This is a genomic window from Stenotrophomonas sp. YJH_SMC_105-26, from assembly GCF_059368915.1.
Genome location: NZ_JCAFSD010000010.1, coordinates 123,280 through 139,881, shown reverse-complemented (window position 1 = coordinate 139,881; position 16,602 = coordinate 123,280). Strand labels below are relative to the sequence as shown.

12 protein-coding genes and 1 pseudogene are annotated in these 16,602 nt (G+C 62.7%); 8 read left to right on the top strand and 5 right to left on the bottom strand.

Going from position 1 to position 16,602, the window contains the following annotated elements; genetic code table 11:
- Positions 1-150: 150 nt before the first annotated feature.
- A pseudogene (locus AC5P7F_RS18685) lies at positions 151-873 on the top strand (IS3 family transposase); the annotation flags it as partial.
- 27 nt (positions 874-900) lie between these two features.
- Positions 901-1,284 carry a TatD family hydrolase gene (locus AC5P7F_RS18680; protein ID WP_080052373.1) on the top strand — a complete coding sequence of 128 codons (384 nt, stop codon included), beginning with the start codon at positions 901-903 and terminating at the stop codon, positions 1,282-1,284.
- Between the two features lie 20 nt (positions 1,285-1,304).
- Here the strand turns inward: AC5P7F_RS18680 and AC5P7F_RS18675 are convergent, their stop codons facing one another.
- Positions 1,305-1,634, bottom strand: a complete 330-nt coding sequence (locus AC5P7F_RS18675; RefSeq protein WP_005409652.1) for a hypothetical protein — start codon at positions 1,632-1,634, stop codon at positions 1,305-1,307.
- A 102-nt stretch (positions 1,635-1,736) separates the two neighbouring features.
- Here AC5P7F_RS18675 and AC5P7F_RS18670 point away from each other — a divergent pair, with 102 nt between their 5' ends.
- On the top strand, positions 1,737-2,063 hold the full coding sequence (locus AC5P7F_RS18670; protein WP_080354095.1) for a helix-turn-helix domain-containing protein: 327 nt from the start codon (positions 1,737-1,739) through the stop codon (positions 2,061-2,063).
- A 54-nt stretch (positions 2,064-2,117) separates the two neighbouring features.
- The gene (locus AC5P7F_RS18665; protein WP_005409650.1) at positions 2,118-2,537 is read left to right on the top strand and encodes a plasmid mobilization protein; all 420 of its coding nucleotides are present in this window, start codon (positions 2,118-2,120) and stop codon (positions 2,535-2,537) included.
- A 219-nt stretch (positions 2,538-2,756) separates the two neighbouring features.
- Here AC5P7F_RS18665 and AC5P7F_RS18660 read toward each other — a convergent pair whose 3' ends face one another.
- Positions 2,757-3,308 (bottom strand): hypothetical protein, encoded by a 552-nt coding sequence (locus AC5P7F_RS18660; RefSeq protein ID WP_152905440.1) that lies wholly within the window; start codon positions 3,306-3,308, stop codon positions 2,757-2,759.
- Between the two features lie 514 nt (positions 3,309-3,822).
- Here AC5P7F_RS18660 and AC5P7F_RS18655 point away from each other — a divergent pair.
- The 4 genes from AC5P7F_RS18655 (at position 3,823) to AC5P7F_RS18640 (ending at position 11,792) form a co-directional block, all read left to right on the top strand.
- On the top strand, positions 3,823-5,271 hold the full coding sequence (locus AC5P7F_RS18655) for a competence protein CoiA family protein (RefSeq protein ID WP_229302575.1): 1,449 nt from the start codon (positions 3,823-3,825) through the stop codon (positions 5,269-5,271).
- Positions 5,272-5,430: 159 nt separating this feature from the next.
- Positions 5,431-10,356 carry a DEAD/DEAH box helicase gene (locus AC5P7F_RS18650; RefSeq protein ID WP_440572919.1) on the top strand — a complete coding sequence of 1,642 codons (4,926 nt, stop codon included), beginning with the start codon at positions 5,431-5,433 and terminating at the stop codon, positions 10,354-10,356.
- Between the two features lie 19 nt (positions 10,357-10,375).
- The gene (locus tag AC5P7F_RS18645) at positions 10,376-11,377 is read left to right on the top strand and encodes a restriction endonuclease (protein WP_197589658.1); all 1,002 of its coding nucleotides are present in this window, start codon (positions 10,376-10,378) and stop codon (positions 11,375-11,377) included.
- Positions 11,378-11,399: 22 nt separating this feature from the next.
- On the top strand, positions 11,400-11,792 hold the full coding sequence (locus AC5P7F_RS18640; RefSeq protein ID WP_481462377.1) for a histidine phosphatase family protein: 393 nt from the start codon (positions 11,400-11,402) through the stop codon (positions 11,790-11,792).
- A 51-nt stretch (positions 11,793-11,843) separates the two neighbouring features.
- Here the strand turns inward: AC5P7F_RS18640 and AC5P7F_RS18635 are convergent, their stop codons facing one another.
- The 3 genes from AC5P7F_RS18635 to AC5P7F_RS18625 are packed head-to-tail and all read right to left on the bottom strand — an operon-like array spanning position 11,844 to position 16,543.
- Positions 11,844-14,837: a Tn3 family transposase gene (locus AC5P7F_RS18635; protein ID WP_005413372.1), complete on the bottom strand. Its 2,994-nt coding sequence runs from the start codon at positions 14,835-14,837 to the stop codon at positions 11,844-11,846.
- A gap of 24 nt (positions 14,838-14,861) precedes the next feature.
- On the bottom strand, positions 14,862-16,133 hold the full coding sequence (locus AC5P7F_RS18630) for a site-specific integrase (protein WP_481462376.1): 1,272 nt from the start codon (positions 16,131-16,133) through the stop codon (positions 14,862-14,864).
- A complete protein-coding gene (locus tag AC5P7F_RS18625; protein ID WP_012480230.1) occupies positions 16,130-16,543 on the bottom strand; it encodes a MerR family transcriptional regulator in 414 nt (137 codons plus the stop codon). The genes AC5P7F_RS18630 and AC5P7F_RS18625 overlap by 4 nt, the downstream gene beginning before the upstream one ends.
- Positions 16,544-16,602: the final 59 nt, after the last annotated feature.

Genomic DNA, 16,602 nt, shown 5'->3' with positions numbered 1-16,602 from the left:
GGTGCGACCACACAGCAGCTGCGGTCGAATCCCGCCTGCCCAGTTCGCTGCCAACCACCGAGCACAACAAGCCGACAACGCAGTAACCTTCAACCCCGGGCTTTATCAGTAATCACTGGTATGGCCAGTGGGGGCAGGTCAGCCGCGTGAATCCGCGAGATGCACGAGGACAGCCGTGGCACTCTCGGCGCCGGTCGCATGCACGAAGACCTGGTCGATCAGGGCGAGTCGGCCAGCTTGAACCGCGTGGCGCGACTGATGGCGGCCGAGGGTTTGCAGGGCTGGCCGCGCCCGAAGCGGCGCGGTCAGCGCGGACGGCCGGCGCTCACGCCTCCGGGCGTGCGCAACCTGCTGGAGCGGGACTTCACCGCACTGGAGCCGGAGACCAAATGGGTCACCGACATCACTGAGATCAAAACAGGACAAGGCAAGCTGTATCTATGCATCGTGCTGGATTTGTTCGACCAGCGCGTGGTGGGTTGGTCGATGCACCACAGGCAGGACCGGCACATGGTGATCCGGGCGGTGCAGATGGCGGTATGGCAGCGGCAAGGCGCGGAGCCGGTGATCCTGCATTCCGATCGCGGCAGTCAATTCCGAAGCGGCGACTACCAGCGGTATCTGTCGAGAAACGGCCTGGTCTGTTCGATGAGCGCGGTGGGACACTGCGGCGACAACGCGGCCTGCGAAGGGTTTTTCGGCGTGCTCAAGCGCGAGCGGATCTACCGCACGAAGTACCTGACACTCGATGCAGCGAAGACTGATGTGTTCGAATACGTCGAGCGGTTCCATAACCCGAGGATGCGGCGAAGAGTCGCCAGGCGCGATCGGGAGTTCCAAGCTCTTTCACAACCGTCCGTGATTTCGGGGTAGAACCCCTGCTCCAATGCAGGGGGCAAGATCCTCTCGTTACACAGCCGCCGCGCTAGCAAAGACGTTCTGAGTCGGCTGGCAGGGCATCCGAGCGCTGGAATTCCTATCCTTCATTGGTTCAGTGGTACGGCGAAAGAGGTCGACAAGGCGGTGGAGCAGGGATGCTGGTTCAGTGTGGGCCCAGCGATGCTAGGGAGTTCAAAGGGACGCGCTCTGGTGGATCGCATGCCAAGGGAGAGGGTGCTCACCGAATCCGATGGTCCGTTTGCGCAATTTGATGGCCGCTCTATTCTTCCGTGGGAGGCGTCGTTCGCCGTACTCGGATTGAGTGCTGTGTGGGCAGTGCAGCCCGCGGAAGCAGAGCAGCAACTTGCTGAGAATCTGATGCGCTTAGGCTCGGCACCGTTCTAGAAGTGCCTCCGAGCGCACGGTCAGCCGTCGCGGAGGCGAGCAGACGCCTTGTCGATGAAAAGTGACATCTCCAACCGGGAGGACAATGCCCCGGGCGGCACATCCGTAGCTAGTTTTTGGGCAAGCACCGATGCCAGAGCCATCTGGGCATCAGTTGGTGCTTTTATGTCCCAGTCCAAGGCTTCAGACAGTGCGCTGGTCAAGTGCTTGCCAAGCCTAATGTTGAATCGCTCACGCGCGGTCGCCTCTCGCAACCGGGCCCATTGACGAACGAGGGCGCGCTCGTCCGACTCCGAGATCGGGACCTCGAGGGCTATGCCGTGCTCAGGTGCGACCAGATAGAGGCCCATGAAGCAGTTGGATCCTTGAAGACTTGACCGGATACTAAGTATATCTTAGTGTGAAAGCGTGGACGCTTGCGCCATCCTATGGTTCCAACCGTAGGGGGCCCAGTGTCCGACACCTCGCGTCCGATCTTTGCCCGGAGACTGGCCGAAGCCCGCAAGCGCGCGGGTTTTTCCCGGGCTCAGCTTGGCGTTTTGGCCGGTATGGAGCCTGAAGTGGCGAGCCCTCGCGTCAACCAGTACGAACGCGGCGTGCATGAGCCTCGCGCCGAGATGGCGAAGAAGCTTGCGGAAGCCTTGAATGTCCCTGCTGCGTTCTTGTACACCGAGGACGAAATGTTGGCCAAGCTGCTCCTACGCTGGAATGATCTCAGCAAGACGCAGAAGCGCGATCTGGTGAAGCAGGTCGAGCAGTCAACTGCCACAAGCAAGTGACGGCCGAACCGGCAGTGCGCGCCTTCCAGTCGGACGATGAGTCGGGAGACGTGAATGCCTGACGTTCGGAACGAATCCGTGAGGGTCGCTTTTACCTCCGAGGAGAAGCGCAAGCTTGTCGAGTCCGCCCGCATAGAAGGCCGATCACTCGCTGACTACATCCGCGAGCGTGTCCTTGCGGAATGCCGAGTAGAGGACGAGGTGTTACATTTCCTGCTAAACGACTTGGCTCGCGCAGCGATGCCGCTGCAACGTGCCGGAACCGGTCAGCCCGATCCGGACGACGCTAGTGCGCCACAAGAACTGCCGGAGCAGCAGCGCGCACGCATAGCCAAGGAAGTGCGGGCTTCATTGTCTGGCGAGCAGATCGAAGCTTTGTCCCAGTTCTTGAATCCTGCGTTCGAGCGAGGGCTTTGGCCCGGCCCCGCGCCGCGAAATGGGAGGATGGAAGATGGGCAGCCAGGATCCAAATGATTCCCTGTCCAATGGTCCAACGAGCTTCATCTGCATCCGGTAGACGGTGGCCGTTGGATCGGGGTGGTATACGGAAAGATGCCAACCGGATGGACACTGGGCGGCTGTCAAGTATCGACACCGTATGTGGCCGATGTACCGATTAGGCCATCTGCCACATGATGCAGCCATAGGCGATTAGGGGACGTTTATCGGGGTAGGGCGGCTGAGCCCACTCCTTCAGCCTGCATCTTGCGCGTTAAGCAATGACCGCCCGACAAGGCGCACCGGGTCAAACGAGAACACGTGCTCCAGCGGCGCATCATGGCAGCGACCAACCAATCGGTCAGGAAACGCGGCCCGTCCGTAATCCAGATCCACCTCGGCCGAGCAGATCGGGCACGTGCCCCAGTGGCGCACGACGGAGAACTCTCGGGACTTCAACTTTCGACCTGGCGCCGGCATGGTGCGGAGCTGACCGTAGAGCTCGCTCAGCGCCAGGAACGAGGGCTCCGCTATGGTTACCCGCTGTGTGGGCAGAAGGATCACCGGCCGCAACAACCACCAGAGCCCGGCCGTCACCAGCATCACCAGGCCGAGCTGGGCCAGTGTCGCGGTGGTCACCGCGTGGCCACGGCTCCATGAGGTGTACAGCCAGAACCAGACGAGTCCGATGAGCACCATGTTCAAGGCCGCGGTTCCGATAAGCACGTAGCCGCGCCAGGACTGCACCGGGAATGGCCGGCTGCCCACCAACAGCCGGAGCCATAGCGCTGGCTTGGCTGGATCCATCTGGTAGCGGATCTTGGTCGGATCGGCCTCTGGTGGCGCGACGTCCTCCTCGGGCTCCGCTTCGGGCGTCGGGCGGAAATCGAAAGACAGCCGAGAGGGCAGGCCACGGCCGCCCCCCTTTCTTGACCACGAGGTAAGGGGTAAGGGCAGAGCCTGCCTGAGCGCACCGCTGTCGAAGCTGTTCCTGTCGCGATTCCCACCAGTTCCCCAGCTCGGCCGCCCGGAATACCTTGGACTGGCCATCGCCAGTTCCTTCCAACTGCTGAAAGAGCGCCCGAAGGGTAGTGGTGTCCGTCTCGGGGGGCGGCTCGCCGCGCGAGATGGCGGTCAGGGTCGTGTCCATGACCTCCCGAAGGACCCGGGCATTGCGCTGCTGTCCCCCCTCCCGATCCAGCCATTCAAGCGCCAATTGGAGGGATTCAACCTGTGGATTACCCGTTTGGGCGGGTTTAGATCTGTTTGCGTCCATGGCCTGCCGCGAATTTCTGCTTTCCCTCCGATCAAGGAAAGCGCCATGGACACCATCCCAGAGCCGTTCTCACTTCGCAATCCGTCGGGCAACCCGCTGGCGCGGCGTGGCGGGTTCCGCGTCCCGTTTGGCCTGAAGGATGGCCGTGTCTGGGCCCCCAGCGAGGTGTCCAAAGGCAAGGCGTGCGGCTGCATCTGCCCGGGGTGCCATGCCCCGCTGTCGGCCAAGGCCAAGGAGAGTCGCCGCAAGCGCCCCCACTTCGCCCACCTGACTGACACCGGCTGCCAGACGGGTCGTGAAACCGGAATTCACGAACGGGCCAAGCAGCTGATCGCAGACCACCAGCGGCTGGTGATCCCGGCCTGGACCGGCGACCCGATCGACATGCCCAACCCGCCGCATGCCCGTGACGACGATGGCCGGCTCCACTGGGGGCGGAAGGTCGACCAGCCGAGCCGCAGCATGTCGTTGCGCGACATCGAGATCGAGCGATCGCTGGGCAGCTACAAGCCCGATGTCGTTGCCCGGGATGAGGTGGGCGAGTTGCTGATCGAGATCCGCGTGACCCATGCCGTTGGCGACATCAAGGCGGCGCGCGTCCAGGCGCAGGGCCGGAGGATGGTCGAGATCGACCTGTCCCAGCTGCACCGCGACACTCCCCACGACCTGGCCGCCTTCGAGCACGCCGTGCTCGATGACGCTGCCAATCGCAGTTGGATCTCCTGTCCCGAGGCGGTAGCGGAGTGGGGGGCTTCCAAGCAGGAACTGGACGAGCAGGTTGCGGCGAGGAACCAGCAGATCGCACAGCTGCGGGAGCAGATGGCCAAGGCGGCCCAGGCCCGCAAGGAACGCGAGGCCCAGGAGACCAGGGACAAGGAGGGCCGGAAGGCCTACATGCGCCGCCAGGAGCGTGCGAGACACGCTGAGGACCTGGGCCATCTCATGGAACTGACCTCGCCTGAGCGGATCGAGCGGATCCTGCGCGAGTATCGGGTCAGCGCGGAAGACCGCGTCAGCGAGCTCCTGGACGCCGTGCCAGCGGCGATTCGGTCCGCCTGCCTTCGAGCCCATGAAGATGCCTGGATCTTCGGAGTGGACCCGGTTCTTTGGCAGCTCCTGGCCCATGACCACTTCGTGGCAAAGCGGTCCCCGGGTGATCGCTTCAACCAGAGGGACGTCGCCGCGTGGGTCCGGCGTAGCTTCTACCCAGAGAGGGCGCTGTACAGGCTCTTCGTCACCCAGTACGCCGCCCGCGCCGAGGCCCAGCGCGCAGGGTTCGCCAAGAGAAGGCTGGCTTACTGGGTTTTCACCGACGAAGAGAACGAGCGGATTCCGAACTTCTACACGCCCGTCAACGACTTCGTCGACAGGCTGGAGTCCGCCCGGGTCATCCGACAACTGCCGGCGCCCAGGGGCGAGTGCGAAGTCCTTCCACCACCCCGCCGGTGGCTGGCACCCGGTCGCCTACGTGGATCCGGGCAACGATTCCGGTGACCGATCATCCTCGCTTGTCGCCCTTTGAGCCGGCGGCACCTAGAATCGAGGTCTGGAGGGGGCACGCGATGCCATGAATGTCATTGATTTCAAATGGCGTGGGAGTCCTGTCGCCCCCTTTCTTCCTTCGATTCACCGTTTTGCCAGGATCCGGAATCTGTGACCGTACTTGAGACTCTGCTCGACACCCTGCGCCAGTCCTCGATGACCGAGCGCGAGAAGGGCACCTACTTCGAAGAATTGATCCTGGCCTACCTGCGCAACGAGGCCACCTACCGCGACCTGTATGCCAAGGTCTGGACCTGGTCCGACTGGGCGCCCGCCCACGGCTTCAGCGCGAAGGATGACGGCATTGACCTGGTCGCCGAGGAAGCCGGAACCGGCGCGATCCACGCCATCCAGTGCAAGTTTTACGACCCGGACTACCGGCTGCAGAAGAAGGACATCGACAGCTTCTTCACCGCCTCGGGCCGCAAGCCATTCGCGCACCGGGTCATCGTTTCCAGCACCGACCACTGGTCCGACAATGCCGAAAACGCGCTGATCGACCAGCAGCCGCCGGTCAGCAAGATCACCCTGCACGATCTCGAAGCCAGCCAGATCGACTGGTCGCGCTTCCAGCCCAACGCCCCGGTCGCGCTGAAGGCGAAGAAATCCCTGCGCCCGCACCAGCAATCCGCGCTCAAGGCGGTCACCGCCGGGCTGCAGGACGCAGACCGCGGCAAGCTGATCATGGCCTGCGGCACCGGCAAGACCTTCACCAGTCTCAAGATCGCGGAAAGCATGGCTGGCAAGGGCGGCCGCGTGCTGTTCCTGGTGCCCAGCCTGTCGCTGCTGCAGCAGACGCTGACCGAGTGGACCCAGGAAAGCGCGATTCCCCTGCACAGTTTCGCGGTGTGTTCCGACAGCGACGTCGGCAAGAAGAAGGGCCGCAAGGAGGACGACGCCGTCCAGACCCTCGCCCACGAACTGCGCTACCCGGCCACCACCGACGCCCGCGCACTGGCCAAAGGTGTCGCCGCGCGCAGCGACAACGCGCACATGACCGTGGTGTTTAGCACCTACCACTCCATCGAGGTCATCCACGACGCCCAGCAGCAGGGGCTGGCCGATTTTGACCTGATCGTCTGCGACGAGGCCCACCGCACCACCGGCGCCACCTTCGAAGGCGACGACGAATCCGCCTTCGTGCGCGTGCACGACGCCGCCTACATCCGCGCCGGCAAGCGCCTGTACATGACCGCCACCCCGCGCATCTACGGCAACGAGGCCAAGGCCGTGGCCGAGCGCGACAACGTGGCGCTGTACTCGATGGACAACGAGGCCTGGTACGGCAAACAGCTGTTCGTCATCACCTTCTCGGAAGCCGTCAAGCGCGGCCTGCTGGTCGACTACAAGGTCATCGTGCTGGCAGTCGAGGAAAGCCACATCAATCGCCGCCTCCAGACTCTGCTGAAGGACGAGGACAACAGCCTGCGCGTGGACGATGCCGCCAAGATCGTCGGCTGCTGGAAGGCGCTGGCCAAGCTCGGCATCCACGAGGGTGCCGGCGAAAGCGCAGAACCGATGAAGCGCGCGGTCGCGTTCTGCCAGGTCATCGAGCCCAGCCGGGGTGGCAAGACCCACAAGGTCAGCTCGAAGGAAATCGCCGACATGTTCAAGGCGGTCGTGGACGCCTACCAGGACGCCGAGGACATCGAAGACGCCGCGCGCATGACCTGCGAGGCCAAGCACGTCGACGGCAGCATGAACGCCGGCGAGAAGGAAGCGAAGCTTGACTGGCTCAAGGCACCCACGCCACCGGACACCTGTCGCGTGCTGAGCAACGTGCGCTGCCTTTCCGAAGGCGTGGACGTGCCGGCGCTGGACGCGGTGCTGTTCCTCACTCCGCGCAACTCGCAGGTGGACGTGGTGCAGTCGGTCGGCCGGGTGATGCGCAATGCCCCGGGCAAGCAGCGCGGCTACGTGGTGCTGCCGGTGGTGATCCCTGCCGGCATCGAGCCGCACGAAGCGCTGAACGATAACCGCACCTATGCAGTGGTCTGGCAGGTGCTGCAGGCGTTGCGCAGCCATGACGACCGCTTCGACGCGATGGTCAACAAGCTCGACCTCGTCGGCCCGGACCGCAGCCGGATGGAAGTCGTCGCCGTCGCCGACACGGTGCAGCGCAAGACCGCGCGGCTGCTGGACGGCAATGCCCGCAAGGCGGCCAAAGCCAAGAGCAGGCACAGTATCGGTGAAGCCCAGCCCGGCTACGAAGCCGAAGTGCAAAGCGAATTCGAGTTCGAGATCGGCGAAGTCGAGCGCGCGCTCTACGCCAAAGTGGTCGAGAAGTGCGGCAACCGCCACCATTGGGAGGACTGGGCCAACGACATCGCCAAAATCGCGCAGACCCACATCGACCGTATCAAGGCGCTGCTGGAAGACCCCAGTCAGGCCAAGGCCCGCGAAGCCTTCAGCGCCTTCGCCAACGAACTGCGCGACGACCTCAACGACAAGGTCTCGGACGCCGAGATCATCGAGATGCTGGCCCAGCACCTGATCACCAAGCCGGTGTTCGACGCGCTGTTCGCCGACTACAGCTTCGCCAGCCACAACCCGATGTCCAAGGCGATGCAGGCCGTGCTCGACGTACTCGACGAACTGCACCTGGAGAAGGAAGCCGACACCCTGCAGGCGTTCTACGACAGCGTGAAGCTGCGCGCCGAAGGCATCAACAGCGCCGCCGGCAAGCAGAAGATCGTGGTCGAGCTGTACGACAAGTTCTTCCGCAACGCCTTCCCGAAGATGACCGAGCGCCTGGGTATCGTCTACACCCCGGTGGAAGTGGTGGACTTCATCCTGCACAGCGTGAATCACTTGCTGGAGCAGGAGTTCGGGCAGACCCTCGGCAGCAATGGCGTGCACATCCTCGACCCCTTCACCGGCACCGGCACCTTCATCACCCGTCTGCTGCAGTCCGGCCTGATCAAGCCGGAAGAGCTGGATCACAAGTACCGGCACGAGATCCACGCCAACGAACTTGTGCTGCTGGCCTACTACATCGCCGCGATCAATATCGAGGCCACGTATCACGGCATCGCCGGCGGCGACTACGTGCCCTTCGAGGGTATCTGCCTGACCGACACCTTCCAGATGTACGAGAAGGAGGATCTGGTCGATGCGCTGCTGGTGGACAACAGCCAGCGGCGCAGGCGGCAGAAGACGCTCGACATTCGCGTGATTGTAGGCAATCCGCCGTATTCGATCGGACAAGGCAGCCAAAACGACAACAATCAGAACATCGGCTATCCGGCGTTGGATGCACGCATCGCGGAAACCTATGCCGCACGCTCAGGCGCGGCGTTGTCCAAGGGGCTTTACGACAGCTACGTCCGTGCCATCCGCTGGGCCAGCGACCGCATCGGCAATGCCGGCATCATCGGTTTCGTCACCAATGGTGGCTATCTAGAGAAGGCCGCCATGGACGGGGTGCGGCGCTGCTTAGTGGCCGAGTTCTCCAGCCTGCATGTATTCAATCTCCGCGGCGATATCCGCAAGAACATGCTGAGCAAAGGACAAGCGAAGGAAGGTCAGAACATTTTCGGAAGCGGCAGCATGGCGGGCATTGCCATCTCACTTCTGATCAGAAATCCTGAAGCCAATCAGCGTGGTCACGTCTACTACCACGATATTGGTGACGATCTAAGCCGCGATGAGAAGCTGGGCAGGATAGAAGCCTATGCCAGCGTCGACGGTATTCCCGAACAGGAATGGCAGCACATCATCCCGGATGCGCATGGCGACTGGCTGAAGCAGCGCGATGACAGCTTCGGGCGTTTCATCTCGCTGGGCGACAAGAAGGGCGACGCGTCCAAGATGTTCGACAACTTCTCGCTAGGCGTGGCCACCAACCGAGATGCCTGGGCCTACAGCCATAGCAAGGCCAAGCTTGCGGAAAACATGCGCAACATGATCGGCTTCTACAACGCCGAAGTGGCGCGCTTCGATGCCGCGCATATTGGACTGGACACCAAGGCGCGGCAGGAGCGCGTGGACGGATTCATTGACAGCGACCCACTCCGCATCAGTTGGACTCGCGCGCTCAAGCAGAACTTGACCAAGAATCGCACCTACACATTCGATGCCGAGTGCATCGTTCCCAGCCTGTATCGCCCGTTCACCAAACAATGGCTGTACTTCAATCGGACTTTCAACGAGATGGTGCTGCAGATGCCGCGCATCTTCCCAGATGCTGCTGCAAAAAACGTAGTAATTCAGCTAAGCGGAGCTGGAGCACGATCTGGATTTTCCGCGATTATTTCTGGCCATATACCGTCCCTTGACACCATTGAGAAGGGCCAGTGTTTTCCGCTCTATCTCTACGATGAAGCCGCCCAACAATCCGATGACGGCCTGTTCGCGAGCATTCCCAATGATGGCCCACGCCGACGCGAGGCCATCACCGATGCCGGCCTCGCGCATTTCCAGTCCGCCTATCCGGGCGAGACGATCAGCAAGGAAGACCTGTTCTATTACATCTACGGCCTGCTGCATTCCCCCGACTACCGCGAACGCTATGCCGACAACCTGAGCAAGGAGCTGCCGCGCATCCCGCGTGTGCGCACGGCACAGGATTTCTGGCATTTCAGCCGCGCCGGCCGCGACCTCGCCGCGCTGCACCTGAACTACGAAACGGTGGACAAGTACCCGCTCACCATCGAGACCAAGGGCAAGCTGTTGGATGCCGACTACCGCGTCGAGAAGATGAAGTTCGCCAAGAAGAAAGACCCGGACACCGGCAAGTCCGTCAACGACCGCGGCACCGTGATCTACAACGGCAAAATCACACTGCGCGACATTCCCGAAACCGCATGGGGCTACACCGTCAACGGCAAGGCCGCGCTGGATTGGGTGATGGAACGCCAGGCCCTGCGCGTGGACAAGGCCAGCGGCATCGTCAACGACGCCAACGACTGGGCCATCGAAACCATGGGCAACCCGAAGTACCCGCTGGAACTGTTCCAGCGCGTGGTCACCGTCAGCCTGGAAACGCAGAAGATCGTCGCTGCGCTGCCACCGCTGGATATCCGTGAAGACGGCTGACCCCCACAAGGACATTCCTATGAATGAAGTGGTGTGGGGCATCCACGCAGGCCGCACCGGCGATGCCGATGCCTTGTTCCTGAAGCAAGGCTGCATTGCCATCGGCTGGGACGCCATGGGCGACCTGTCCGTACTGGCAGCCGACCGCGACGCCTTCCGGCAGTGCTATGTGCAGGCCTACCCGGATGCGAAGAAGGGCGGCATTGCCACGGTGTCCGGCATTCCCTACCGGTTCCTGCACGAGATGAAGGCCGGTGACCTGGTGGTGTACCCCTCCAAGCAGGACAAGCAGGTACACATTGGCCGCGTCACTGGCCCGTACCAGCATGTGGCCGATGCCACCCACGGGTACCCGCACCGCCGCAGCGTGCAATGGCTGAGCCACGTGCCGCGCCTGCAGTTCACCCAGGGCGCGCTGTACGAAATCGGCTCGGCGCTCAGCCTGTTCCAGGTCAAGAGCTATCCCGACGAATTCCGCGCGGCGGTGGGCGGCAAGTCCGCACCTCCGTTGCCGGTGGACCAGGACCATTCGGTGAGCCTGGTCACCGATGACATGGAAGACACCACCCGCGACTTCGTGCTCAAGCGCCTGGCGCAGGAATTGAAGGGCCTGCCGCTGGAGGATTTCGTGGTGCACCTGCTGCAGTGCATGGGCTACCACGCGCGCAAGACCCGTGTGAACGAGCCCAGCGTGGACGTGATCGCCCACAAGGACCACCTGGGCATCGAGCCGCCCATCATCAAGGTGCAGGTCAAGAGCAGCCCCAACACCGTGACCGACAAGGACGTGTCGGCGCTGTACGGCAAGCTGTCCCACGGCGAATACGGGCTGTTCGTGACCCTGGGCAGCTACAGCCCGTCCTGCCGCAATTTCGAACAGGGCAAGGGCAACCTGCGCCTCATCGACGGAGATGAACTGGTGGACCTGATCTTCGCCCACTACGAGCAGTTCGATTCACGCCACAAGGGCCTGCTGCCGTTGCGCCGCATCTACGTGCCGCAGGTGCTGGAGGCGGACTAACAATGGCAGGGCTGCGAATTTGATGCATCGCTCCATCTATCTGGTACGCCACGGAGAAAGTGTCTCCAATGCGGGTGGCATCACCATGCCCCATGCCTTGATTCCACTAACAGAAGCGGGGCGCAAGCAGGCAGAGGCGCTATCGGCTCGGTTGCCAGCTCAGCCCCCCAGGATTCTTGCCTCGCCCTTTATCAGGGCGCTGGACACCGCCGAGCCTTACGCCAAGCGAAGGCAGGTCAAGATCGAGCAGGAGCCGTTGCTGCAGGAATTCGACATGATCGACCCGGTGTTGATCGCCGGCATGGACCAAGACCAACGGCGCCCGATCGCCGATGCGTTCTGGAAAGAGGGTGATCCCACAAAGCAGATGAGGGTCGGCAGGGAATCATTACGTACAGGGCCAAAAGCTGCCTAAGCGACTGAATTTCAAAGTTGATTGCTCGTCTCTCGATCAGGTTCTCCCCATCTATGGGGTCTGTTCAAGCACCTTGGCTGTGTAGCTCAGCGGCGCCACTTCCCTTTCAAGATCCAGGTGGTAGTCGCCGAAGCGATTGATGTGGCTGGTCCGATAAGGCGACAGGCCGGCCAGGATCTCGGGCGTCAGTTCAATCCCCTCCTTCCTCATCTCGGCCAAGGTCCGGCTCATGCCTTCCACGTTGTGGAGGATGATCATGTTGGCCACCAGCTGGCTGTACTTGATGATCTTGCGCTGCTCGTGTTGGACGTTCTCAGCAATGATCCCCTGGCTGCCAAAGAACACCCATTTCACGAAGCCGTTGTATTCCTCGCTCTTGTTGGTGGCAGCATGGATCGTTTTGCGGATCTCATTGTCATCAATGTAGCGCAGCAAGAACAGCGTTCGAACGGCCTTGCCAAGTTCCCGGAAGGCGAAGTACAGCTTGTTCTTCCGGCTGTAGGTGCCCAGCCGGCGCAGGATCGAGGACGCGGTGATCTTGCCCAATCGGATTGAGATCACCACCCGCAGCATGTCGTGGAGATGGGTGGCGATCAGTTGCCAGTCGATGCTGTCCCCGAACAGTGCCTGGATGTTCTTATAAGCCCTACCCGGTTCGGGCCGAAAGAATGTCAGGTCCTTGATGTTCCGGATCCGGGGCATCAGCTGGATGCCCAGCATGTGGGCCAGGCCGAAGACCGGATAGCTTTGGGCCTGCGTGTCGCCATGGACGATCTCAGGCTGGATGTCGGAAGTGTTGGCCAACAGACCGTCGAGGATGTAGATGCCCTCGTGCACGCCACAGGGAATGAAGTGGCTGAACAGCGCTACGTATTTGTCGGACACGTGGTAGTAGCCGATGCCACCGTAGCCGCCGTAGCGGATGTGATACTCCGACAGCAGGTTGTCCTCGTAGACGCTCCACTTCGTGCCATCAGCTGATGCGCTCTTGCCGCTGCCCCAATAGCCAGGCAGGTCGAATTTGTTGTAGGTATTGATGACCTCCACGATGGCCTTCTCAAGCACATCCTCGGTCACGTATTTCAGGTTGAGCCAAGCGACTTGGCGCCGGCTGAAGCCCTTGATCGACCGCGCCGTCTGCGTCGGCCCCAGGTTGCAGCCATAGCAGAATAGCGTGGTGATCACACGTCGGGGCAGATCTTCGACCTGGCTCTCGGTGCCGGCGATCGGGCGGAAGAAACGGTGCAGATCCAGCCATTGGCTGGCATCGATCAGGACATCGACGATGCTGGATTCTGGAAGCCGTTCGGCGATGAGGCGATCCACCGTGGTAATCGCGCTGGAGACTTCGGCGCGTTGCCCCTTCCGCAGCACCAGGCGCCCATCCAGGATGTCCGCATGTACGTTCTCCGGGAAACGCGCGTCGACCTCATCGGCCAGGGAGGTCAGTTGTGCACGTAATCCCGCCACGAAAGACTCGGCGTCGGTGGGCAGGCCTGACACCTGGCCGTAGGCTTCCAGTTCCTGGGCCAAGGTGGCTTCATCGACCAGCTGCTCACGGTAGTCATCAAACCGTTCGCTGCTGGGAATGAAGAGATCTCCGGACTTCAGTTCGTCCTTGACCTGCACCAGCACGGCCAGCTCGAAGTACTTACGGTGCATCCAGCCGGCGCCGGCTGCACTGGCCCGCTTGCCGAACACGTGCTGACACCAGAGCTTGGACATCCAGTCAAAGTCCTTTTCCGGGTCCAAACCGAGGGAGGCGACCTCGATCAGCTCACGGCGCTGGTTGCGCAGCGAGAGCACCGCTGCGATCAGCGGCTCCATGCCGGCGTCGTGGCTGGTCGCCCGAAGTTTCATCAGCTCCAGCCCATTGAACAGCAGCGGCCTGACCGCGCCATAGGGCTGCAGCATGAAAGGCAGGTAGTTCTTCCCGGCGTAGGCCATATGTTCTTCGCATTCGGCCAGCAAGGTCGACACTTCCGCTTCCAGGCTGTTGTCGATGGCATCCACGCGCTGACTATCGCTGCCGTCTAGCTGATAGGCCTGCAGGATTTCCTTGAGCTGGCCGATGAGGAAGTCGGCCCGTTTGGCATGTTCGAGCTGGTAGGCCAGCAATTTCTGCTGGGCCGTGTTCTCCAGCCCGCGCACCTGCTTGATGAACAACTCGGCTGCATCATCCAGTGTCTTGGCATGCTGGGCGCGAATGAAGATGGTGGCCAGCGCATAGCGCTTGTCCGGAGCCAGTTCGGCCAGCTCGCTGGCGTCATAGGCCCGAGCCATTGCACGGAACTGCTTGAGCTTGGGCACCGGCACATCGATGGGAGGCAGCTGGTCGGCCAACTGCTGCAGCATGCGGATGTGCTGCAGGTAGAACCGAACTTCCTTGTTGGTGGGCCGGCCGGGCTCGCGCTTGAGTGATTGCCAGCCGGTGAACCTGGACCCTTCCGGTGCGCGCAGCAGTTCGTCGATGAGCGTGCGCGTGGCAGGCGTCAGCGCGTGGCTGATGCTGCGGTAGTAGCCCAGATTGACCCGCTCACGGGCGCCGATGGCGGCCAGCTCCAGAGTGCGGAAACCGGGCAGTTCGTAGCGATGGTGCACCAGCTCTTCGAGCAGGACGTTCACGATGTCCGGGATGGTGTGCTTGGTCTGGGCTGCTCCGGTGGCCACTGTGTCCAGCCAAGCCAAGCCCGATTTATCCAGGGGACGTACCCCGATGAATTGCCGAAGCTGCGGCATATGCCGGCGCTGGCTGCCGGAAGCGTCGTAGCGTTCGAGCTGGTCGGTGTCCAATACGCGCCCGAGTCGGGCGGCCTTGGCGATGTGCTTCCGGATCCGCTCGGGTACGTCGGCCAACAGCGTGAAGTAGCCCAAGCGTTGGAAGAGCTTGAGATGAATCAGTACCGCCAGCTGCGGACCCGGCTGGGTGGTCAGCTGCTTGGCGAATGCAATCTCAGCGGCGGTCGGGGTATAGATCTCCTCCAGTTCCTTGGCGGTGGGATCAGGCTTCAGTCGCGGGTAGGCGGTCTCGTGAAGGGTAGCCATTGGATCCGGAGGGTGTGAGGGGGGTCAGTCCCAGTGCCGGCCGTCGTCTGTACTGAGCGACGCTTCCAGGAAGCACTGGTGCGTATCGGCCATGCGGTGCATGTCATCGAGCAACGTGGCCAGGATTTCATCCAGATCCCTTTCGGGATCGGTGGGAGCAGTCAACTGGTACTCGCTGCTGGCGGTGTTCAGGCGCACAGCCTGGAACGGGGCGAAGCAGATCTCTTCAATTCGGCCTCGGGCCTTGGCCGCGCCGCGGCCCGTGCGGGCAAACGGGGTCAGCACCATGCGCAGGCGCAGCTGCAGGGCCGATTTGCCCTCCGGCGCCGGCAGTGCCATCGCCGGTACCGGCACGGTTGGACTGGGCAGGCTTGCTTCAATGCGGTCCCGGGCAAACGGGTCACGCCCGTCCAGGTAACGCATGGCCGACTGCACATCGCGCCAGCCCACGTACTCCATCAAGGCCTTCATGTCCCAGCCTTGGTCGTTGGCCCAGCTGGCAAAGCCGCGGCGCAACGAATGGCTGCTGTGGAGCCCCGCATCGGCAAAGCCGGCACTGGTCAGCAACTCGCGCAGCAGGCGCACCAAGCTGTTGGGATGCAGGCCTTCGGCGCTCACCTGGCCCCATTGGTTGACTGCCCGAAACACCGGCCCTTCTTGCAGGTCGGCCGCCTGCAGCCACGCCTGGGTCGCCTCCACCGGACATAACCGCGACAGCGCCGGCACCTTGTAGGTGACGCCGGCTGCCTGGCGATCACCCTTGCTGCGTGGCAAGAAGCAGGTCATCCCCTGTCCCGGCACCAGCGTGAGATGGGCCACGTCCAGACGCAGCAGTTCATCGCCACGGAATCCCCGCCAGAACCCGAGCAGCACCAGCGCTCGGTCTCGTTGATGGCGCAGCGCCGCCGGCCCATCGCCCCGGGCATGTGCCGCAGCGATCGCCGCGGCCAGCCAGTCATCGAGCTCGACCAGCCGCCGAATCTGGAGCGGCGCGGCTTGCTTGACCTGGCCCGGGTGCAGGGTCTGGATGCCTTTGAGCACCTTGCGCACCAGCGGCGATCGGGTCGGGTCGACAAAGCCGTGGTCGCGGTGCCAAGAGGCGATGGCCGCCAGACGTTGGCGGAGGGTGCTGGTCGCCAAGGTCTGCGCATAAGCGGCCAGGTACCGGGCCACGCTGTCAGGTGTCGCTGGGAGGTGGCCTTGCCATTCAACCTCGAAGTGCCGCAGCGCCGACGCATAGCTGCGCACCGTGTTCTGGCGCGTGGCCGCATCGCGGTAGCGGTCCAGTTCGGTCACTGGCGCGTGGCCTCCACCGAGGTCGTCTGGCGCAGCGTCGACAGGATGGTGCATTCCGCCCGCTGCCCGCCATGGCAACTGGCAATCACCCGTTCCAGCTCGCTGGCCATGCGCTGCAGGTCGGCCATGCGGGCGCGCACGTCGGCCAGATGGCTGCGGGCCAACCGGTCCACGTCCCCGCACGAAAGCTCCTCATCGCCGGCCAGCTGCAGCAGGCTGCGGACCTCCTCCAGGCTGAAGCCCAGGTCCCGGCCACGCGCAATGAAGCGCAGCCGCTCGATGTCGGCCGGGCCATAGACCCGGTAGCCGTTGCCCGTGCGCCCCGGGCGCGGCAGCAACCCGATCCGCTCGTAATAGCGAATCGTCTCCAAGTGGCATCCGCTGGCGTCGGCAGCCTCACTGATTTTCATTCGTAGTACGCTTGACTCCGTAGTAGCTACGGACTTTACGCTGAACCCGTATCCGCCGC